The organism is Halorubrum sp. Atlit-28R (genome assembly GCF_003665955.1).
Lineage (GTDB): Archaea > Halobacteriota > Halobacteria > Halobacteriales > Haloferacaceae > Halorubrum > Halorubrum tropicale.
This window is the reverse complement of the sequence record NZ_QPLS01000007.1, coordinates 119,619-140,701: the sequence shown is the minus strand read 5'-3', so window position 1 is coordinate 140,701 and position 21,083 is coordinate 119,619. Positions and strand designations below refer to the sequence as shown.

Genomic DNA, 21,083 nt, shown 5'->3' with positions numbered 1-21,083 from the left:
GACAGCTCCAAGCAGCTCTCAGCAACCGCTTTTTCGACTCACTCGACGAACTTACAACAGCGATCGACAGTGCTCTTGATCAACTCTCGATTCCAAAAGTGAGTAATTATTTCTAGCAACTACTATAACTCTGGGTAGCGTTCAGCAGTCTCCTGTGCCGCTTCTTCGATTTTCTCATCTAAGAATGTAAGTTCCGAGTACTTGGTGCGAGCAGCGGTAGTCACCTTCGACGTCGCGTAGGATGCGACCTCAGATGCGAGAGTTGAAGCAGCAAACGTGGTGAGTGGGTCAGGCATATCCGGAGGATTCTGTAGCATGGAACAAGAACCTTGGCTGATTGATACTCCTATAGAGGCGCCTGGCGGTCGAAACGTGAGTCTCAAGTCATACAAGTTCTTGACCGGCCACTTTTATGGCAAATCTGCTATTCTGTAAGAACAGGATGGCTTCGGAACGTTTACGAGAGAATCTCATCTTCCTTTCGTCTCTGGGACGCTATAATACTGAACGACGTCCTGTCATTCGCCAGTATCTTGATCAGCTACTACGTAGCGAACAACTCGGCCAAAAGGAAGTCGATGTCAGCGATGTGAGGGCGTTTGGCGATCAGAGGAAATCTATTTCAGGGGGAAGAAACACGGATTTTAATGAGATTTTTCAGGAAATACTACTCACACTACCAGAAGACATTAATCCCCAAGATTTCCAAGAGTATCTACTGTTCCGATACAGCCATTTAAATGAACCTCTGGAGGAATTGGGCTACTTCACTATTTATGACCTGTTGTCATTTGAAGCGCTGCTTCGTGACGCGGTCTTGGAAGATACTGGGTTGATTCTGTCCGACTTGCATCGCTTCGAATCGAGGGAGGAGTACACTGACTTCTCGGACATTCACGAACCAAACAATCAATTCGAACAGCAATGGCAGAAGAGGATTGTACTTGACGTACAGGCAGTTCTGCGCGAGTTCGTAGAGGGGACCCTTCCAGATGACCCGACATTCGACCCTGACCTACATGAAGAGCGAATTGAGACCGGAAGGGAGATTCTGGAATTCCTCTCATATTCGGGAGACAGAACCACTACAATGGATTTTCTCTCAAATCCCCTGTTCCAATTAGGCGGTGATAGGTCAGAGATAGCTGTTCCGTTTCCTGAAGTGCTACTGACGACCGCTCAGTATCGAATTGAGGAATACGTTAGTCGGTTCGAAAGTGTTCAAAAGGTCGAAAACCACCGAAAGGGAGACGTTGTCGAGGAATTAGCACAGAGTCTTTTAATACGGGTACCCAACCGAAATTTTGTCAAGGGATTCCAGTTTGTCCACGATCCCAATCCCGGCGAAGCCGATGGAATCCTGTTTTTCGACAGTTCTTACTGGGTAATTGAGATCAAATCACACCCCATTTTCCGAAAGATTCCAAATCAGATCGAGCTCGTCAAAAGACGGTTTACGGACAAAGTCATACAGGCGGTAGAGCAGATAGGAACAGCCCAAGACTATCTTGAGAGTTTAGACGACGAATTTGGTCTAATGTACAACCTCACTGGCAACAAGAACTGGGCCAGTATGGAAGCGGGCGGAATAATCGTCCTTGATGGGTTCATACCCACACTGTTTTCTGGAAACGAGCGGGTGGACCAAGAGCTAGGTGTCGGTCAAGTTCACCAGCATCTCGCTAATGATGACCGTGTTGTCATCCTCACACTCTATGACCTGTATCAACTCCTCCAGGAGGAAGAAATGGAGAATATTGACGAGTTCTTGCTTTGGCGGACGGGATACGACAAGAGTTTCCCGATATGGGGTTACAGTGAACGCGAATACTGGGCCTTCTACTTTGACAATTATCGTGATAACGGAGAATGGGAAGAGGCACTCGAAACGGCCGTTGAGAAAGATATCGTGACCATATACATCAGCGAACGATTTAATGACAAGTCCCACCTCCAAAACTTAGCTGAGAACCGATAGACCAGAGTGTGCCGTCTGCGCAACAATATAGACTAAGACACCCCCGCGACCTCCATCTCTCAACCCAATTAACATAAATCCGACAATTATTTGCCGATGTTCTCAAGGCAGTTTGAGTACCTCAGACATTGACTGATTATCGAGGTGCGTTGCTGAATAGAATCGGCGTGTTTTCAACTACTGATATTGAACCGTTTTCGGGCGTTCCTCACAGCAAGAGACGGATCGGTGGTTCCACCTTGTTGGATTCATCCCCGCCATGAAGCTGTAGATATTCTCCTTGTTCTGAGAACAAACGGTTTCTGTTAAATAGTTCCTGCCAGATATATTGAAAAGGAAATGACGGCGCTTGATATCGTTGCGGAGACATCCTCAGTGACGTTTTTTGCTGTGGGTGTTGCGCTCGCCTTTGGACTTCTACTCGCCTACGCAGCAAATTCGTTTGACTATTAATACATTGTCACATAACAACAGAAACGTTGCTGGTTTCTACCGAGACTCAACAACGTCAATCCAGATATGAAGATCCCGATACGCATTCTCTTCTGCGGGCGATTCCGGTGCGGTCCCTTTGTACAGTAAATACTTGACACGGAGATCCTCTCCCGACTGCGTTGGACGTAATGTGTGTGGTTCGTGATGTGTACTGTTATGATCTACTGTAGTTTGGAATCGGTCAACCTCTTCACGGTCACGCACAACGGTGGTATTCTCGTCTTGTTCGACCGTTTGGAGTTGGACAACGACTGTGTACGTCGTTGTCTCATATTCGTTGTTACCGATTCCAACAATCAACTCGCTTTGCTCACCAACTGCGAGTTCATTCGGATAGCCGTCCGCGACTAACTCACCATCCTCAGATTCACTCAGCAGATAAAATTCAGAGAACTGTTCACCCTGTGGCGGGACAGCAACCGCGTACCCAACACTGCCAACAGCAAGCAACACTGAGACCACAAGTGCGATATTAAGCGCCGCATCTACGCGGCTATCTGGATTAAACAGTTCGGCCTTCCCGGCTCCGATCCACGATCGATACGGCACCTGAAACTGCTCTTCAGCAGGCAATTTGTGGCGTTGTCGTGCTGCGACACCCACACAGACAAATGTGAACACGGTGACTGACAGGGCAATCGGTGCCAGTCGAATCCCCCATGGTGTAAAATTCAGGACTAACCCGATGAGGGGTACAATGGCAATCGATAACCCAAACGACAGCGCGACTCGTTCGATTCCATCTATTCCCTCCTGCTGGTGTGCGTGTTCGCTGGGAGTGGCGGCCTGTGAATCGTCTACCTCTGCTGCGTCAGTGCCCGGAACTGGGCTCGGTTCTGTCCCAGTTTCAGTTCCAACTTCCGTCTGTGTCTGCTTGTCGTCTTCTGTAGCTGTTTGACCCTTTTCAGGAAACAACGCCGCAATCAGCGCGTAGCCGGGGAGAAACAAGACAAAGCCTAGGCCAAAAATAACTCGCAGCGGCGTCTCATTTATCACTGGAAGAAAGACACTCCCCAATGTGAGCAGCGTGAGCACAACGACCGCTGCTAAGTCGGCAGGCAGCCGCCGGATTGGTCGCGGAAGAAGCAACCATGCCGTCTGCCGATCACTCATAGGTTGAAATCGGATACCGTAGACAAAAGCCACACGGTGTGAATCTGTACTGATTTTGTGATCATAGTAACTATATTCTATTAGCATATACTCTCAACCAAGATGCGCACACGGCTTGTCCACCCGACAGACTTCCAAATTCTTGAAGCGCTTTCAGACGGCCGACGGGATACAGCAGTTAATCTTGCGATGATTCTTGACAAGAATAGAGACTACATCAATACACGCTTGCCTGCCCTTGCTGACGAAGGACTAATTCAACGGATCGGCCCCGCTGACTCTTCTGGGTTGTATCAGATTACACCGCGAGGTGTTGTCGCTTCTCAAAATCAAACGTTGTACAAAACCGATCGAGAAAAATTTGAAATGGCGCTTGCTGAACAAGAACCGCTAGTTACAATCACTGATCCTACTGTTCATCAAATCTCCGCGTCGGAACAGTGAGCTATTATCTCGATATGTTGGATACTCCGATTTAATTTACGGAGAATCGAGGAGAAAGCCTCCTGCAATGCTCCACTTCACCCTTTGAGAATAAAGAACGACTCTCGGGCCCACAATTGTACTCGTACAACCAGAAAAGTATTCGCTACGTGACAGACCCGGTGCCCCTACGTCGATAGAATCTAACCAACAAACATTAGTTAATTCACTAAACAACTATATTTGGTCGTCCTTTTCCCCCACTCTAAGAGGGACGATCGACAGACAGCGCAGGAGCTCCCTCCGCGCGCTGTTTGTGCTGTCCCGGATCCGCATCGCTCAGTCACAAGCAGGAGGTTTCGCTGTTTACATGACTACATCTGACATCACGGCATCAACAATTGATCCGACGGCACCCTCCACTCAACGCGTATGCGAGTGTGTGACGCGATGCGCTGTGCTACAGAGATCCAGCTTGGATTGGCAACTTAGCTCGGGGAAGATTTCAACTGAAGCGGTAGCGCGGAGTCCCCTTCCTCAAGGAGCGACCGAAGGGAGCGAGTAGGGAGGGGAGGAGCGCGTTCGTATCTGTCACAAACACCAGTCTGTAAATAGCCACTTATACACGTTGAATACGTGGCAGACGACTACGTGCGTCGGGCGGCAATCACCCGCCTCTCGGTAGATGGCGAGCAACGCGAGTTGCTTGAGGAAACCATCTCCGAGTGGAAGCGTGGTTGCCAACTCGCCACGGACATGGCGTGGGGGAAGTGTAACGCCAAGAGCGACGTACAACCCCTCGCCTACGACGACGTGCGCGAGGAAACCGACCTCGGGAGTCAGCACGCGATCCTCGCCACCCACCAAGCCGCACAAGCTATCACCGGCTGTCTCGAACGCCGCTCGAACGGCAAGCAGGTCAGTAAACCCACGTTCACCGCACCCACGGTAACGTACGACACTCGAACGATGACGCTGTTCGATGACGATACAGTGTCGCTCTCCACGACGGAGAGTCGCGTCCGATGTGACCTTGCGCTCCCTGAAGCCGAGGATGGCTACCAACGGCAGTACCTCGACTCCGACCAATGGAGCGTCACGGAAAGCACACTCACCGCTCGTAACGGTGACTACTTTTTGCACATCGGCTTCCGCCGACCCAAGACCGAGACCGAGCGAGATACCGCCGAGGACGGAACGGTTCTCGGGGTCGACCTCGGTATTGAAAACCTCGCCGTCACTAGCACAGCACGATTCATCAATGGGCGCGAACTCTCACATACCCTCCGTGAGTTCGAGAAAGTCCGTGCAGGACTCCAACAGACAGGCACGCGAAGCGCCCACAGAACGCTCGAACAATCAAGTGGACGCGAACTACGATACGTTCGTGACGTGGTTCACCAAGCGTCGAACGCGATTGTGGATGGAGCACTTCGATACGAGTGCGACGTGATCGCGTTCGAGGACTTGACCGATATCCGCGAACGAACGGGTGCGTCGTGGGGGCACAAGTGGGCGTTCCGAACGCTGTACGAGCAAGTAGAGTATAAAGCCGAAGCGGAAGGTATCACGGTGAAGCAAGTGGGGTCGGCATACACATCGCAACGGTGCGCCGAGTGTGGATTCACAGCCGAGGAGAATCGTGCGACTCGTAACGACTTCCGGTGCGTGAAGTGTGAGTCGGAAGCGAACGCGGATTACAATGCGGCGAAGAACATCGGGATGCGGTATGTCCGTCGAGGCCAACAGTCGTCTCGGCGGACGGGCGACAGTCAACTCGCCCTGAAGTCTGGAACGGTGACACCGAGTGGCGGATTCGCTGCCCACCCGAAAGGGTTCGACGCCGAGTTCATGGACAAGCCCCACCCTCAAAACGCCGAGGGCGTTTAGGGTGGGGTAGTTGACATGATCGAACCTCCGTCGACGGTGAGCGAGACCGAGCGGACGCACTCTCGATCGTGGCATTCCCAGCTCGTCCCGGTCCATTCGTCGACAGAGCGCCACCACCCGGAACCCTCCTGTCGCGGTTCGAATCGGTAGCGACGTCGCGTGGCGTCCTCGCATTCGATTTCGATTGTGAAACACGGATCCGACTGGATCTCTGTGGCTGCGGTGCCGCCGTCTGCGATCGCGAGTGTCGCTATCGATGCTGGCTCGACTGGGGTTGTTGTTTCGGTCATGGGCTCTTCGGGCGGGATTTTGTCCGGCCCTCACCCAATTCGGGGAATACAAACCGTTTCTGGAAGGTTCGACCCAACCTCACGGCGAGTGTTTCCTTCTGTGGTTGCTGTCGCCCCATTGGATACCGAATGGCACTCGTTGGTACGAAGTAGGGGGTTCAGTAGGGGGTCAAAGAAAACTCCAGCGAGGTGGTAGTAGGTGACTGATCAAAATCGCATGATAGAAGAGAGGTAGGGGATAACCAACCCGACTGATTAAAGAAGAATAAGAAGACTATGCTGGAGGCGGTGAAAACAGGTCAACACTCCTTCCGGCACGGAGGCCAGAAGAACTCCGTCAAAAGAGAATTGCGCAGGCAGAAGAGAAAGCCACGTTCATTCAGCAGGTTTCGAGGCGGAGCCTCCGGCCTCAAGGAGCGAGGGGTTCCGACGCTCAGTCGGAAGCGCGACGCGAGTAGGCCGGAGGGGAAGCCGACACGAGCTTTCACAGCCGTTATGTTATCCATATTTTACTGCCAGCTAGTGCCGTGCGTCCACAAGTGGCACGCAGTACGGGCCGCAGTAGCCCGGCCCTGAATGGTGGGTTTGTCGACCCCGAAGGGCGTCCGGTAGGCGGGGCGCACGAGACGCCCCGTCGCGCCAATTAAGGGCGAGAACCACATCAAAGCCCAACCCTCAACGAGTGAGCTGTAAGGCCGAGCGAAGTAGGGTGGGGTCGGTCACGAGGAATGGTCTGAGCGCTCGAATCACCATATATATTATATTTCTGGCTATCCTGCTCAGTTCAGAATATCACTTTCCAGAGAAAGATACAAATAATGATATATTTGGGTGCTATACCTGATCTGCTGAGCGGTGACTCGAACGCATTTCACTAGTGGGTTGTGACTCATCACACCTGTAGTTTCAGCAATTGGTTGTCAGATCAGCAGCGTGGCTGACTGAGTTTCAGTTGTGGTGGAGAGAAATTGGAGCGTCCACAGAGTATCTATCTAGACAGATCTGATTGATCATCGGCTCCGTCCTGTCCAGTGGAACCGTCATCTTAGCCGCCGTTGACAACATCTTCTTCTTATTCTTCTTTAATCAGTCGGTGATGTAACCCCCTACCTGCGTTACGTCATGCGTTTTTACTCTTCTATCTGCTACTGATCTGCCAGCATACGGTTAATCAAAATTTGACCCCCTAATCGATAGCAGGCTCGCCTATCGAGATCGATCATCAAATAGCGAGTAGAGGGTCGATCTGACCCCCTACAAACTGAATATCCAACAAGTATGCCGCCGACTCGCGCGAGTGGCCAGCGGCTCACGATCAACGTGCTATGAAAATCATGAGTGATATTTTGGCCCAACAGAATATATACGGCTGATTGCTCGCTTTGCGTATGCGATGATCGTAGGTAATAATCACAGCGAGTATGAACTACTCTCCACGGTCACATCGGCCACCGAATGTCGACGACAATTCGGTTAGAATATGTGTTTGATAACATACCTTTGGTTGTCTCACGTGGGGGCAGTCAGATCGAATCTCCACCGGGAGGATCAATGCTACTAGATTCTCGACATGCGTCGACTCCTCGCTCGCTTACCGAACTCACGCCACCACCGGATGAGTATTGGGCACGGATCGTTCCTCCTGGCGTTCAGGATTCGCGGGCCCGCGTGGGCGGGCCGGTCGTTGGAATGTTGACGCCGATCGTTGCTGAGATACTTGCGGATGATCTGGCGAGCGGTATCGAGATACTCTCGTATCCGGGAGTGGATCACCAAGAGTATCTGTTGCGGCCGTGGTCGCCGATTTCGTTTCCAGAAGACGAGGGGGAGCCGCCGACACCGGGGCGACCAGAAACGGTCGACAGCGAGATCGTGCGGTTTGCCATGGTGGTGAAACCGCTGCTTGTTCAGCGATTCGGCCTTGAGGTCGTTCACCAAGACTGGACGCCGCTTGGACAGACCCCGGTATTGACCGACCGGCTCATGAGTGTTGATGACCGCCGCATATCGCTGTCACCGTCCCGGACAGAGAGTTCCTTTGGCGCCTATCTTCACAGGCTTACAGACACGTCAATTCCGACCGTCGTGCGGATGCGGCTGCTACCGACAGATCGGGAGACGTACTTGCTCGAACAACAGATCGGGTACTTCGATTACCCACATCGATATCTCCTCCCGGCTGATAGTCTCTCCGTCCTTGGAGACACCCCGGAGACGGCGATCGCAGATGCGTATGCCGAGTCGGATCTCACGTCGCTGTTTCTGGTTCTTAACGACCTGCTCGACAAGCCGATGGGGTTGCCTGAGTCTGCGCGTGATGCGTACCGTGCTCGATTCATCGAAGACACGGCCGGGTCTGCTACAGAGACCGCTCTCGGGATCGACAGCTTCGAACAGGGGTATGAGTTTGATCGGCTTGTCGGCCGCTCAGAGCAGACAGATCCGCTTTCAGCCCTGTACTCTGCGCTCTCTGGAACGCCAACAGTCGAGATTACGCCTGACTCGCTGGCGCAGTATCTCGGCTACGTGCCAAACTACGGGCCGGATCAATGGACCGGACCGATGTGTACGGATCGCAGCCCGCCAACGCTTGAAACAGTCATCATCTCACAGGAGGCCAGCGGAACGCAACAGTCACTTACTCCGCCGACGCAGGATCCTCCACAACGCCGCCGAACCAACACCGATCAGGAGACACCGTCATTCACGACGCTCACACAAACCAGTCTTCAACGGCTCAAAGAGTACGGTGATACCGTCATCGAAGCGCACGACGACGCATGTGCTGATAATACGTTCGTGCGGACGACACCGACGGGTGACAGCGACTACGTCGTTGTCGGCACACGCGAAACGCTTGCGGCAGGCGATCTAATCGCGACGGTTGCGGCCGGCTCGGACAGCGCCGGCGCCTTGTTTATCACCGGTTCACAGGCGGATGCACGCTGGATGATTTCTCGTCTTCGGCATCCCGTTCGAACGGCCGGTGAGCAAACCCACCTATACACACGACGGGATCAGTACTGGCATTCTGACGAGTTGATCGCGCTCATCCCGCAGGGAGTCACATACAAGTGGCAGGTGTTTCCGGACGGAACACTCGAATTACTCGCTGATGAGACGGTGGCGGCAACTGGTGATGTGAACAGCGGTCTTCACAACATCACCGCAAACGTCCGCTGGGGGCGGCTGAGAGACACGGTGTTTGACGTATATCACGCAGATGGAACATCCTTGGCTACGAATCAGTCGTATGATGCCGTCTCCACCCGCTATCAACCGGTGACGGTTCCAGCTGTTCCCTCACGGGTTTCATATCTCAATCACGCAGCCGTGTTCGTTCTTGAGGAAGGCCAACTCGTCCATCAGCTCCCGCAGCTCCAAACCGGGGCACAGTCCCGAGACTGGTCGAGGACCGAACTGGAGGCGTTTCTCTCAGATTTCACCTGCTTGTGGCCCGGTGATCAACTCGAGAAATCCGCTGTTGGTGTGCCGTTTCAACACTATCTCTGCGGGCTCACGAATGACGTTCCGCCGCCAGCAACGCTTGTTACCAAGTACCTCGACGATCTTGGGGTCTCATTTCAAGCGATGTCTCACCGCGAAGACGGGAACCCCGTGCCCGAGATCCGAACCCGCCAGTGGCGATATCCGCTTGAGGCGACGCCGGACCCGTTCGTCGAGACCGCACTGACAGCGACCAACGAGACCGCACGAACACTCGATTCATCCCAATGAGACACGACATAACACACCGACAAACCGCGACGACACCACGCACAGGGGAGAGCAGCTGATGAGCAACGACACCCAGGGTATCAAATCGAGGTGGCCACGCATCGGCTGTGTTCGAGTAACACTGCCTGACGGCGACCAGCAAGATGACCGGTACCTCCGGCCTGTCTCACTGCGGCCCGTCGTCAACCAGATCTTCGGGAAACATTCGAATATCACCCGACTCGAAATTCTCTCGTGGCCCGGTGACTCACAACAGGAGTGGATTTTCTTCCCCCGGGGAGCTAACGCAACCGAACTTGATGAAAACGCGATCACCCCGGATTCAGCTGCCCTTTCTGAAATCAACGAGGCGCTGACAGAGACCATCGCAGATCGTGAGGAGGTCAGCGGTATCCTCACCACTGTCAAAAACGCCTGTGAAGAACATCTCCCAGGATCCTTCGGATACGATTTCTGTTCGGTGGATCTGGCGCCACTTGAGAGTACGATCCGGCCGACATCACGATTGATCGCCCGTGAGAGCCCGGATCTGAAGCCGTTTACCTGGCGCAGCCCGCACCCGATAACGGATCTGTTTAGTCATCTCTATGACGCAAGTCTGCCACATCTCTTTCAGGTCATTATCGATAGGGGAAAAAACTCGGATTACCAGGTTTCCCAGCGACTCGCAGTATACCCGCCAAACTACGGTATTGCGACGGGACACGATCTGGCGAAGTTGCTTGAAGAAGGCCCACAGGTCAATCTCTCGCGGTTCTATGACCCGAACACGAACAAGATCCTCTCTAACTTCGATCTGGACAGTAGCAAGTATTTCAAATTCGAAGTCGATGAGGAGACGGGAAAACGGACCGCAACGAAACGATACAAACACGGTGAACAAGCAGCCAAAGACGCCCAAAGGATTCTGGAGGGCAAACGTGAGTGTTATGAACTGTACGCTGGGTTTCACGATACGGACGCGAAGTTACGAAACCTGTACCCCTCAACTGACTACTACACAAAAATTGCCGTCAATGAATCAGACATCTCTGCGTTCATCAAACTCGTTCCGAACTACTACGCGTACACACCGTGGTCGTTATTGAACTACCAGATCCAAAAGCCCGAGATCATCGGTAATATCAAAACGTTCGCTGCCGGCTCACGTGTGCCTCACCGCACCGACTCCGAAGAGACAACAGAAACGTCAACGTTCGCAACACAGGGAAGTGATCTTCACCAAGAGCACGTTGAACAGACACGCAAATACTATGAGCGAGAAGGATACGAGGTCGAAATATTGGATGACCAGAGTACGGATTCCGTTCCAGATCTCCGTGTCCGGAAAGACGAAATCACGCACGTCATCGAAGTTGAAGTCGCCGGAACGAGTCGACCGGCAAACGTCTTGACAAACGCTGGCCGCGCGTTCAACGAAAACCTCAATCTGATCTTTGTCGCGGAAAACAAACGCAAAGCACAGCGACTCGTGAAGATCCTCCGGCATCCGGTTAAGAAAAATACCCCGGAGGGGGCTCAACTATATACGTATTCAGAGGCGCTGACGCTTGCGGATGGCGGACAGCCGTTGCTTCCAGCCGGCACCGATGAAACCTCTTCGACGTGGTATCTGCGTCACGATCGGGAAGCGCTTGCTGATGGGGCTCCGGAAACGGGGTATCCACCGCGGGATGATGAACTCCAGTTAGTTGTTGATGGAGACGTGATTGCGTCTGGGCCCGCGGATGAGTCCGTGACGACCTGGGAGTATGACACGACAGTCGTGACCGACGGGGAGATCCCAGCTGGCCGGACACGCATCCATGCGGGATTTGTACCGTCGCGATTGTCCTACTTGCGTGGCGTCGAGATTCGCTACGTGAACGGCAAAGAGCTCTCTATCCTCGAAAAAGACGATTACCCGACTGAGTGGGATTACTCTGATGCAGAAGGGAAGCGAAAACGATACCGCGCGGCGTATGATAAGTTCATCACTCAAAAGACGGTTCCCGTCTCTGGTGGTGAGATCGACAAACGAGACGTGATGTCGACGATACAAACTGAGTTCTACAAGCCACAAACCGGACTCAAAGCGCCTGGGCCAGGGGAATCCGGGAAAGCGCTTCGGGACTCAGTCAACATCAAACCGAAACAAGAGAATACGCTTCACGTCTTGACTGACCGGGTGTGGCGTTGGCGGCGTGGCATTGAGTCGCCTGACACTCCGTTTACTGCTGGTGAGTCGTTGGGGTTAGATGACTGGGGGTGAACAATCTCACCTAACTCACCCGCTGGTCCACCTTCGGTCAACTATCTCACCTACTCGCCCACGATGTACAGGCGGAGCAGGCCGCGTGTCTCGGAACTTGACCGCGAGGCGATTCACTCGTCGGGTGTACTCTCGAGAACGGACACAATCTCGGACAGATCGAAGAGGCGAACCGCATCTCGTTCGTCTGCGGCTTCTTTGACGGATCGGTTGAATCCAGAGCGACTGAACGTTCCGTCCGGGGCGCCGTACACGGTCGACGAGCAGCGGAATTTCGTCGCGAGCGACGAGCGGGACACGACGAACCACGGAACGCGAGTCGCGTTCATCCTGTCACGCTTCGCCCCGAAGGCTGTCTACAGCTTCTGTAACCCCACTAATGGGCTCGGCTTTGAATGTTGAGTTTTTAATACTCATCGACCGAAAATGGCGGTTAAGGCGGTGTGTGAAGTACCTCGGGATCAAGCCCCGAGGCTTCCCGTTTCCACGACGCGCTTTACAGATTCCGCGAGGGAATCCACAGGGAGCGCAGTCTCCGCGCGCGTGGATTCGGAGTCTCCCACTCCTACTTGGTGGTCACGGCAGAGCGTCTGACCCGGCTTGTTTTAGCCGACTAAGCCAGACGCGAAGTGTGCCGTCACACCACTCTGTTTGAGATGTTTCGAGTTAATGGCTTGGTTCACGAGTTGTCGGCTTCATCCACGGGGTCAAGCCCCGTGGCATTCGCCTCGCACCGCTTGTAAACGAGCGCTTCACGCCGCCGCGGGCTCCTCACCGGAGCCACTCGCGGTGAGCTCGACATCGAGGCGGATTCGCTCGTACGGGAGGTATGGGCGCTTCGAGCGGTCGTCGTCTTCGACGATGAACACAATACCGTAGTCCGCCAGCAGCGTGACATCGTCGTGGACCGGCTTGTAGTCACGATCAAGCGCCTCCGCGAGCGCGCTGATGCTCTCAGCAGCCCCCTCGGTGTTCATGAGTGTCTGAAGGACCTCAATCCGCCGATCAGTGAGAATCTTCCGCAGCTCGCCGACCGTCGCGAACGACACCACTGCGGGCTGTGGGTCGCTGTCTGCGACTGCGTCAATCGCGGTGAGCGTGTCCTCGAACGCATCGTCGAACGATTCGACGGTGATGCGAAGGACATCGGGATGGGGCCGGTCACGAGGGTCACTGTACTTGTCGGGCCAGCCGTCGTGGTCGGGTTCAGTCATTGGTTTCCTCCGTGTCCGTCAGCGTCGCGATCTCGTTTAGGAACCGAGTCACGTGCGCCGAGAGCCCGTGGAACTCGATCGCTGTGTCGTCGCCGAATCGAACGTGTCGGTGATGCCAGCCGAGATCGTCGTCGTCGTGCGCGTCGTCGTACCGGAGCAGTTTGCCGGTTTCGGGGTGGTAGTACTGAAACCGGTAAAACCACCCGTCCGGATACTCCTCGTCGCGGACAGCGAATATCTCCACGCGCCCACCGGGAACAGCGCGGTTCAACTCGATCGGGTGACGCTTTGGCATCCCGTTGTACTATGATGTATGATGTTATAGGTCATAAGTATACGGGAAGAGATGTCAAAAGACAAGCTGCTCTGTGGAATCCGTAGAAGGCGTCAGGATTAGCTGAATACAGGCGCTAAGCCCCCTTCCTCACGGAGCGAACGGCGTCAGCCGTGAGCGAGTAGGGTGGGGTAGTTCACCAGTCACGATCTGGTAGACGGTTCAACTGAACTGGTAGCGCGGAGTCCCCTACCTAGCGGCCTCCTCAATGAGCTCGTCGGCCTTCTCGCGAAGTGTTCCAGTCATATGAAGCCCGTGTGAGTCAATCCGTCTTACGAGATCGTGTGCTGCCTCTCGATCAAGTCCCTCCTCTACTGCCCGAACGATCACACCGACCGTTCCAGTGACTGTCGCCCCAAGCCCACGAGCCGTGGTTCGAACACGCTGGTCATCTGAGACGACACCGACTGGTCGCTCCTCAGCCGTGTAGGCCAACACAGCAGCAATCAGAGAGACGTCTCCATTCTGTTCTACTTCGCCAAGGACCTCTTTGGCTTGCTCAACTCGATCTTGAATGGCGGGATCGGCCGTCGCAACCGCATCCTGCGCAATGAACCGGCTCAGATTTGTCTGTGCGGGCTCTGTCGTGACCTCACTTTGGACTGTGGGCAAAGCAACAACCTCACCGCTAAAACTCAGCAGTTGCTCGAGTTCACCGATGGTTCCGAGTGCGATGAGCGTCGTCGCATCGAGGAAAATCCGCGTCACAGCTCACGGGCAGCAGCGGCGTCTGCTTCGATATCCTCTGGAGACAGTTGCGTTGTGAGATTATGTTCACGGGCGATCTCGAGCCACTCTGCGAGACTGACACCGGCAAGTCGAGCCGCCTCATTAACCGAGAGCTCGCCACTTTGGTACCGTTCAATCGCGACACGTCGACGGATGGATGACAGACCCTCTGCGAGCGCTTTTCGAATGACTGTACTCTTGTCTTCATCCAATAGCTCACTTACCGCTTCAAGCTCGTCTTCATCATCATCAGGGACTCGGGCACTAATCGATGGCATGTATACATCGTAGCACGTTGTACTACATAATGGTTTCTCATAGCGGAACACGGAGGAAGCCCGCAGCTTCAGCTGTGAGAGGATATCTAGCCGAAGTCGTAGTCGCTGTCGCAAGCGTTGACGTACTCATCGTTGCCCGCTCGATCCGGCACGAAACACGGACCACTCGCACTCGCGATTAACACCGGCGCCTCGATGTCGAGATCACTGCGTCGATCCACCAGCTGGGCACGGTCTCGCGGAGCTCGCTCACCCGCGGCTCGCGGCGAGTGCGGAGCGTCCCCTGGGGTGGGCGATGTTCAGCATAATTCGAGGTGGAGCCTCCGACCTCAAGGAGCGAGCATAGCGAGCGAGTAGGTCGGAGAGGAAACCGACAACACACGACGCAACCGCACGACGGTAGCTACCTGACTCCCCCACGTATAAGTACCGTTAGATAGTAATCTGAAACATGGAGGTGCGTCGAACTGCGCCGGTCAAGCTTGTTGTTCCCGATGAGCGGTACGACGACCTCCACGAATCCGCGCGACAGTTCCTTTACTGTGCGAATCGTGCCGCTGAATTCTGTTGGGACGACGACTCCTACGTCAACTGCGTTACGGCGAACTCGACGGCACGGGACGCGCTTTATGAACAACTGCGAGAGGAAACTGATCTTACTGCGAACCTCGTTCAAGAGGCTATCCGTCGTGCCGTCCAAGCGACGAAAGGATGCGTCGAACGGTGGAAACAGGGTAAACGCGTGAGCCAGCCGGAGTTCACGTCGTGGAGTATGGTCTACGACAAGCGAAGCGCGACGTTCTACCGCAACCGTGTGTCTCTCTCGACTGTCAACGGGCGCGTCGAGTGCGACTTTGAACTTCCGGCGGATAGCCCGACTCCCTACGAACAGTACGTACTCTCGGAGGACCACGAGTTCCGGGCCAGCACACTCCAATACGACAAGGCGACTGACGAGTTTTACTTCCACATCACGACGCGAAAGTACGATACCGACGAATCCGAGGTTTCGGAAGATACCGAGCACCAAACAGTTCTTGGTATCGACCTCGGCGTCAACAGCCTCGCAGTAGCTTCGACCGGCACGTTCTGGCAGGGAGACGACTACGATCACTGGTGCCGTGAATTCGAGATGCGGCGTGGTGAGATGCAACAGCGCGGGACGCAAGCCGCGCACGACGCCCTGCTTCGCCTCGGAAAGCGGGAAGAAGCGTGGCGGAAACAGTACATCCACACCGTTGCCAACGAAATCGTCTCGGAAGCTGTTGACCACGATTGTGGTGTTATTGTGTTTGAGGACTTGACCAACATCCGAGAGCAACTTCCACAGGCGAAGTGGCACCACATCTGGGCGTTTCGACGCCTCGCCGAGTACGTCGAGTACAAAGCGCCCGAACAGGGCGTCTCCGTGAAGCAAGTTGAGCCGAACCACACGTCCCAACGCTGTTCTCGAACGGACTGTGGGTTCACGCACGAATCGAACCGTGACGGCGAACACTTCCATTGCCAGAAGTGTGGCTACGAGGTCAACGCAGACTACAATGCAGCGAAGAATATCGGGCTACGCTATGCTCGAAAGCGGAAACACAGACTCCGTTCCTCGCCCAAGTCGGGGAGCGGAGACGCACCAGTAGACGTGCGTGTGAATGGTGGGACGTTGAACGGCAAGAGTCACCAGCCCATTGCCGGGGACTGATTGCCGGGAGTCCACATCAAAGCCCTACCCTCAACGAGCGAACCCCGTATGGGGTGAGCGAAGTAGGGTAGGGTAGTTTACTCAGCGGTGGGAGCGACTTGTTGGAGAGATCGTCGATGGTGACGATCCGCACGTCAAGGAGTTGTGCGAGGTACCACGCCGGGGTGGTCACGCCCCACGCCACCACAAGCCGGGGCTACTCATCACGCCATGAGCCCCATACCTCTCGATACTTGCCGAGTTCACGGTACTCCTTCTTCCGCTCGAAAGCGTCGATGGCGTAGATCACCTCGTTGTCTTTGTCCCAATCGATTAATACGCGGAAGTCACCGATTCGAAGCTTGTAGCCGGGGTGGTTCTTTAGCCGATCAAGAAAGTGGTCGGGGAAGTCCACGATGTCCTCCAATTTGTTGATGATCCGTTCAGTGTCCTGTGTTTCAGGCTTCTCTAACGTTTCGACCAACGTCTCTGTCAGAACGACCTCGTGAGCCACTGTTCACCCCCTCACTCGTCGATACCAAGTCGTTCGCGGGCCTCATCCGTGGACATCGTTCGGCCCGCCGCCACGTCCGCATAGCCCTCCGAGACTCCCTCTTGCGCACCAGGGGTCAGAATTGGCTCCGTGGTGTCGCGTAGCACCTCACGAATGAACTCCGACCGGTTGGTGTACTCCAATTCCTCCGCAAGCTCGTCGATCTCTGCGAGAAGTCGTTTCGGGACCTTCACGTTCAATTTGACCATGTCCCCGTCGCTGTCGTTGTCTGCGCCCGTACTCATACATCGTGGTACACGGGTGGTACTAATAGAACTGTCGCCAGCTGGCTGGATGTCAGCATCGTCGCCAACTTGTTGCCAAGAGAGTGAATCTTGTGTCTACAAAGCCGTCATATATTTACACCATATTGTCACAAAAGAATCCCGCCAAGTCGTATCTCATCACGGTACTGGTGGCAGTGTGGCCGGAAACGCCGCGTTCACCCGAAGTTGTAGTCGCTGTCGTAGGCGCTGACGTACTCGTCGTTGCCCGTTCTGTCTGGCACATAACACGGGCTTGTCCCCCCAGCGAAGAACACTGGCGCCTCGATATCGACGGTGCGCTGCCGGGCCACGATCGACGGTACGTGTTCACGGAGTTCCCTCACGGAGGGCTCTCGGCGGGTACGGAACGTTCCCACGGGTGGCCGATGCTCTGTGAGCGGCGGCAGCCCGTCTTTTGCGAGATCCTCGATGGTGAGGATGCGAACATCAAGTTGTTGCGCGAGCGTCCACGCCGAGGCCGTGACGCCTCTGGCGACGACGAGGACGGGCATTGCGCGAGCCAGTGCGGCCCGGTGAGAGATCGCGGCGACAGCGTCGCGACCGACGAGGGTTGCGTGCCAGTCTTTACACTCACCGACGATGAAATCGTCCGGCTCGTTTCGTGGGGATTGTCGGCGCGCGAGGACGTCGGTCTCAAGCCCGAAGAGCTGCTCATTGCGGGCGGTGAGATACCCCCACGCTTCGAGCGCGTCAGCGAACTTCCCTTCGAGCCACCGGCCGTTCGTAGGGTCGTGATCGGTGGGTGTCTCGTCGGGGTCGCAGCCGCCAACCTCCGGGATCTCCTCGTGGTCTTTGGAGTCGTCACTCATCTGTGGCCTCCAGAGCGGGTGCTCGCATGGCGGTTTCGACAAGCGCAGTCCCGAGTGCCTCTGCCGCGGTTGGGGTGAGTACTGCGTCCGTCGTCTCGTCTGGTCCCTCGACGCTGAGCGTGACTGTCGGCTCTGTGGATGCATCGAGGCGCACGGTGAGCGAGCCGTCGTGGTGGGTGACGAGCCGATCGCGTGTAATGTGGGTGGTGAACTCGAAGGTGGGTGCTGTCATTGTCTCTCACCCCCCTGGTTCGAGTGGAGCGGGAGCGTTGCCTGTACTGTTGGGTGGTCGGAGTACATGCTGGTGGGTTGTGGGTGGTTTGATGGCGGTTCTTCAAGGTAGTCGCCGAGTGGATGTCTTCGACGACAAGGATGTGTACTGGTTCTTGTCATTGAGTGGGTAGTAGTGACTGGCTTTGACTCGGCGCAGACGCTGTGTGTGGACATCTGGCCGGTGGCGTGGCTAGTCACCACCTGATAGGATGTGGTTGACTGTTGGTGCGTCTCCAGCGTACCTGCCGACTGTCGGGCGCGAGTTGCTTGGATGGTCCAACGGCGGTGGCCATCCACCTGTACCGCACAGACCCGATCAAGCGCGCGAACGTCGCGGAGTCGCCGATCATAGCTACTCGCAGAGATGTCGGCGCGCTCGAGTATCTCAGAGCGGCCAAGTGGGTGGTCGGCGCGCAGGAGGGTGGCGTACAGCTTGGTCGCGCTTGGCGCGATATCCGGCCGAAAGCGCTCCGGCGGGAGTGTGGCTGCCGCGCGTTCGACGTCAGCAGGGGTTGGGTGGTGAGACTCGTTTAGCGCTCTCAAGAGGCTCTCCACGACGTCGTACGGACACGCACGCCGTGTGGTGTCCGCCGGGCCAAACGAGCGGAGACAGAGCCGCACGAGCCGCTGGCGCTCGCGGGGTGTCCACTGGATGTCGTGGGTCATCGCAACGTCGTCGATCACCCGCCTGATGGCGGGGTACGTTGTCGCGTCTCGAACGGGGATAGCGAGGGTGGGTGCGTCTTCAGTGCCCTCGGCGATCGCTTCACGAACGGTGGCGAGTTCCGTTTGGAGGGTGGTGGTGATCTCGTCGTGGAGTTCGGTGATTGTCGGGCCCGCAATCACCCACGACATCGTGAGATCGAGGCGATCAGTTGGGTCGACATCGTATGAGAGTCGCCGGCACAGTTTTGCGGGCCGATCTTCGAATAAGAGTCGGTAGCCCGAGTGAATTCCATACGCTGACTGTTTTGGGACCGTCTTGGCGAGGAACTCACAGAAGTCTTCTCGGGTTGTGTGATTGCGAGCAAGCGCGGCCGTGTCTGGGACTCTGAGCGTGGTTGTGAGGTTGAGTCCGGCCGCTTGGTACAGTTGGGTGACAGAGGCGATGAGCCCGTGGAAATCTGCGAAAAGGTCGCTACGAGCGGCGGTGTCATCACTGTGCGTGAGTTCAGCGAGGCGCGCGAGCAACTGATCGCGAACGGTGGTGATTCGATCCCGCCAGGCGTGGTAGGTGGCTTCGTCGTCGCTGAACCACCCCACTTGGTGGCCACGCTGGATGATTCGGGGTGTGTCTTCAGCGGAGTCAGTAATGTTCTCGAATTTGTTGCCAAGCCGTGTTGGGGTGAGGATTTTTGCGAGCGCTTTCTCGCTCAGTAAGGCACTCGCGAGACGTCCCAACGTGGCTAAGGGGCCACCCCACTGGAGCACAACGAGCGTTTCTGTGTTGGTGTGGCTGAGATACGCGACACGGCCGTCCTCGAATTCGTCGAGTGGATCGTCGACGAGCGTGATGCTGTCATCGGCAGCGACGGTAGTGAATCGCCGGTGGCGGTTGGTTGGGGAGCTGGCGTTCGGGTCGGTGAGCCACTGGACGTACTCGGCGTCGTCGGCTGTCTCGCCAGTTTCCGTGACCCACTCCTCGGTAGTAGGGCCCCCCGCCCGGCGGGGCGACACTGTACTTGTGAGTTCCTGAGGGGTCCCAGTAAGACGCTCTCCCAGTTGGCGCTGATCCGGGTGGATGAGCGCCTGTGTGTCGTCAAGACACGCTTCGACGGCCGTCTGTCCCAACGCGGTGAGCTGGACGGTGTTTTGTTGGCCACGCCGATCGACTGTGACGAGGTCGCGAGCTTCGAGATCAAGGACGTACCGACTGACGGTGCCTTCAGCGATGTCGAGTGTGGGCTCATTCGCGAGGTCAGCATACGAGCGCGCGTCCTCGTCGGTGAGACACCCCAACAAGTGGCGCTTCGTCGGCTCCGTGTCGAGGTCGTTGATGGCTGCCCACGCGTTGTCGACGCGTCGTGACTGCTGCTGGCGGTGGTCCCTAGTGGGGGACCGATCCCGGCGTTCGGTAAGATCGAGGTGCGCCTCGGTCCACTGTGGATACCGCGTGGTGAGATGTCGCTGGAGGGCGGGTGAGACACCGACCCGAACACAAAACCCGTGGGCGAGTACGGCGATCGTCGCTAGCGCGCGCACGCCGGTGCGGCGATCGTTGAGGCTGGTCCACGCGGCCCCATCAAGCAAGAGCGTGATGACGCGTGGTTTGCTGTCGAGTTCTCGATGGAGTGCGACCGGGCCCTTGGCGAGCGCTCCTAGGCCGGCGTTGACGGGACCACGCCCAGTGCCGATCGACTCGACAGTGTCGACGAGGTCAGCGTGGCGGTGCTGGTGGTACCTTGAGCGTTCCTCGGTTGTGTCGTAGGTGGTTGCGAGTGTCGTGATCGCGTGGGTGTACGCGACCGCTTCAGCGACGTCGTCGGTCCACGCGTCGTCGAGAGAGTTCCATTCAGGGTGGAGTCGTGAACAGAGTCCGGTGCTTGTCCGCCACGAGTTGGTGGTGGAGTGGTTTTGGATTGTTGCTTCGGTGCGTGGTCGAAGTTCAGAGAGCAGCTCTGGAAGCCACTCTGTCCGTCGTGGCGTGACGCCCGAACAGACGAGTCCGTCTGTGGATTCGGCCGGCTTGTTGCTGGCGAGATGGACCCCTCGCTCAGGGGCCGCAGGCTGGGGTGTCCGCACCGGCGATCACC

17 protein-coding genes and 1 pseudogene are annotated in these 21,083 nt (G+C 55.9%); 7 read left to right on the top strand and 11 right to left on the bottom strand.

Annotated features, from left to right (window positions below):
* Window positions 1–116 (top strand): annotated as a pseudogene (locus tag DVK06_RS12520) (IS630 family transposase); the annotation flags it as partial.
* 6 nt (window positions 117–122) lie between these two features.
* Here the strand turns inward: DVK06_RS12520 and DVK06_RS18695 are convergent.
* Window positions 123–296 (bottom strand): hypothetical protein, encoded by a 174-nt coding sequence (locus tag DVK06_RS18695; RefSeq protein WP_158600082.1) that lies wholly within the window; start codon window positions 294–296, stop codon window positions 123–125.
* Between the two features lie 146 nt (window positions 297–442).
* Here DVK06_RS18695 and DVK06_RS19015 point away from each other — a divergent pair, with 146 nt between their 5' ends.
* Complete coding sequence (locus DVK06_RS19015) at window positions 443–1,978, top strand: hypothetical protein (RefSeq protein WP_199718669.1); 1,536 nt, start codon at window positions 443–445, stop codon at window positions 1,976–1,978.
* Between the two features lie 489 nt (window positions 1,979–2,467).
* Here DVK06_RS19015 and DVK06_RS12510 read toward each other — a convergent pair whose 3' ends face one another.
* Complete coding sequence (locus DVK06_RS12510; protein ID WP_121600493.1) at window positions 2,468–3,586, bottom strand: DUF1616 domain-containing protein; 1,119 nt, start codon at window positions 3,584–3,586, stop codon at window positions 2,468–2,470.
* Between the two features lie 102 nt (window positions 3,587–3,688).
* Between DVK06_RS12510 and DVK06_RS12505 the strand changes: the two genes are divergently transcribed.
* From DVK06_RS12505 to DVK06_RS18290, 4 genes are all read left to right on the top strand, one after another.
* Window positions 3,689–4,030 (top strand): ArsR family transcriptional regulator, encoded by a 342-nt coding sequence (locus DVK06_RS12505; RefSeq protein ID WP_121600492.1) that lies wholly within the window; start codon window positions 3,689–3,691, stop codon window positions 4,028–4,030.
* Window positions 4,031–4,645: 615 nt separating this feature from the next.
* A complete protein-coding gene (locus tag DVK06_RS12500) occupies window positions 4,646–5,899 on the top strand; it encodes an RNA-guided endonuclease TnpB family protein (protein ID WP_121600491.1) in 1,254 nt (417 codons plus the stop codon).
* A gap of 1,958 nt (window positions 5,900–7,857) precedes the next feature.
* Window positions 7,858–9,927: a hypothetical protein gene (locus DVK06_RS12495; RefSeq protein ID WP_158600081.1), complete on the top strand. Its 2,070-nt coding sequence runs from the start codon at window positions 7,858–7,860 to the stop codon at window positions 9,925–9,927.
* Between the two features lie 58 nt (window positions 9,928–9,985).
* The gene (locus tag DVK06_RS18290) at window positions 9,986–12,178 is read left to right on the top strand and encodes a hypothetical protein (RefSeq protein ID WP_147438073.1); all 2,193 of its coding nucleotides are present in this window, start codon (window positions 9,986–9,988) and stop codon (window positions 12,176–12,178) included.
* 752 nt (window positions 12,179–12,930) lie between these two features.
* Here DVK06_RS18290 and DVK06_RS12475 read toward each other — a convergent pair.
* The 4 genes from DVK06_RS12475 to DVK06_RS12460 form a co-directional block, all read right to left on the bottom strand.
* Window positions 12,931–13,392 (bottom strand): hypothetical protein, encoded by a 462-nt coding sequence (locus DVK06_RS12475; protein WP_121600488.1) that lies wholly within the window; start codon window positions 13,390–13,392, stop codon window positions 12,931–12,933.
* Window positions 13,385–13,636, bottom strand: coding sequence for a DUF6516 family protein (locus DVK06_RS12470; protein WP_233561701.1), 252 nt, complete (start codon window positions 13,634–13,636; stop codon window positions 13,385–13,387). Before DVK06_RS12470 ends, DVK06_RS12475 begins: the two co-directional genes overlap by 8 nt.
* 279 nt (window positions 13,637–13,915) lie before the next feature.
* Complete coding sequence (locus DVK06_RS12465) at window positions 13,916–14,434, bottom strand: hypothetical protein (RefSeq protein WP_121600486.1); 519 nt, start codon at window positions 14,432–14,434, stop codon at window positions 13,916–13,918.
* Window positions 14,431–14,733, bottom strand: a complete 303-nt coding sequence (locus tag DVK06_RS12460) for a UPF0175 family protein (RefSeq protein ID WP_094532082.1) — start codon at window positions 14,731–14,733, stop codon at window positions 14,431–14,433. Before DVK06_RS12460 ends, DVK06_RS12465 begins: the two co-directional genes overlap by 4 nt.
* A gap of 451 nt (window positions 14,734–15,184) precedes the next feature.
* On the opposite strand from DVK06_RS12460, the gene DVK06_RS12450 reads away from it, so the two are divergent.
* The gene (locus DVK06_RS12450; protein ID WP_121600485.1) at window positions 15,185–16,429 is read left to right on the top strand and encodes an RNA-guided endonuclease TnpB family protein; all 1,245 of its coding nucleotides are present in this window, start codon (window positions 15,185–15,187) and stop codon (window positions 16,427–16,429) included.
* Window positions 16,430–16,625: 196 nt separating this feature from the next.
* Here DVK06_RS12450 and DVK06_RS12445 read toward each other — a convergent pair whose 3' ends face one another.
* From DVK06_RS12445 to DVK06_RS12430, 5 genes are all read right to left on the bottom strand, one after another.
* A complete protein-coding gene (locus DVK06_RS12445) occupies window positions 16,626–16,922 on the bottom strand; it encodes a type II toxin-antitoxin system RelE/ParE family toxin (protein ID WP_121600484.1) in 297 nt (98 codons plus the stop codon).
* Between the two features lie 11 nt (window positions 16,923–16,933).
* Complete coding sequence (locus tag DVK06_RS12440; protein ID WP_094532086.1) at window positions 16,934–17,206, bottom strand: ribbon-helix-helix domain-containing protein; 273 nt, start codon at window positions 17,204–17,206, stop codon at window positions 16,934–16,936.
* Window positions 17,207–17,403: 197 nt separating this feature from the next.
* Window positions 17,404–18,057 (bottom strand): hypothetical protein, encoded by a 654-nt coding sequence (locus DVK06_RS12435; protein WP_121600483.1) that lies wholly within the window; start codon window positions 18,055–18,057, stop codon window positions 17,404–17,406.
* The gene (locus DVK06_RS18285) at window positions 18,050–18,289 is read right to left on the bottom strand and encodes a hypothetical protein (protein ID WP_147438072.1); all 240 of its coding nucleotides are present in this window, start codon (window positions 18,287–18,289) and stop codon (window positions 18,050–18,052) included. The genes DVK06_RS12435 and DVK06_RS18285 overlap by 8 nt, the downstream gene beginning before the upstream one ends.
* Window positions 18,286–21,072 carry a plasmid replication protein RepH gene (locus DVK06_RS12430; RefSeq protein WP_233561700.1) on the bottom strand — a complete coding sequence of 929 codons (2,787 nt, stop codon included), beginning with the start codon at window positions 21,070–21,072 and terminating at the stop codon, window positions 18,286–18,288. Before DVK06_RS12430 ends, DVK06_RS18285 begins: the two co-directional genes overlap by 4 nt.
* Between the last annotated feature and the right edge of the window lie 11 nt (window positions 21,073–21,083).

What these genes read in the sequence shown, in the direction of transcription:
- DVK06_RS18695 (WP_158600082.1), bottom strand. Translation starts at nt 296, where the DNA reads ATGCCTGACCCACTCACCACGTTTGCTGCTTCAACTCTCGCATCTGAG.
- DVK06_RS19015 (WP_199718669.1), top strand. Translation starts at nt 443, where the DNA reads ATGGCTTCGGAACGTTTACGAGAGAATCTCATCTTCCTTTCGTCTCTG.
- DVK06_RS12510 (WP_121600493.1), bottom strand. Translation starts at nt 3,586, where the DNA reads ATGAGTGATCGGCAGACGGCATGGTTGCTTCTTCCGCGACCAATCCGG.
- DVK06_RS12505 (WP_121600492.1), top strand. Translation starts at nt 3,689, where the DNA reads ATGCGCACACGGCTTGTCCACCCGACAGACTTCCAAATTCTTGAAGCG.
- DVK06_RS18290 (WP_147438073.1), top strand. Translation starts at nt 9,986, where the DNA reads ATGAGCAACGACACCCAGGGTATCAAATCGAGGTGGCCACGCATCGGC.
- DVK06_RS12475 (WP_121600488.1), bottom strand. Translation starts at nt 13,392, where the DNA reads ATGACTGAACCCGACCACGACGGCTGGCCCGACAAGTACAGTGACCCT.
- DVK06_RS12460 (WP_094532082.1), bottom strand. Translation starts at nt 14,733, where the DNA reads ATGCCATCGATTAGTGCCCGAGTCCCTGATGATGATGAAGACGAGCTT.
- DVK06_RS12450 (WP_121600485.1), top strand. Translation starts at nt 15,185, where the DNA reads ATGGAGGTGCGTCGAACTGCGCCGGTCAAGCTTGTTGTTCCCGATGAG.
- DVK06_RS12440 (WP_094532086.1), bottom strand. Translation starts at nt 17,206, where the DNA reads ATGAGTACGGGCGCAGACAACGACAGCGACGGGGACATGGTCAAATTG.
- DVK06_RS12435 (WP_121600483.1), bottom strand. Translation starts at nt 18,057, where the DNA reads ATGAGTGACGACTCCAAAGACCACGAGGAGATCCCGGAGGTTGGCGGC.
- DVK06_RS18285 (WP_147438072.1), bottom strand. Translation starts at nt 18,289, where the DNA reads ATGACAGCACCCACCTTCGAGTTCACCACCCACATTACACGCGATCGG.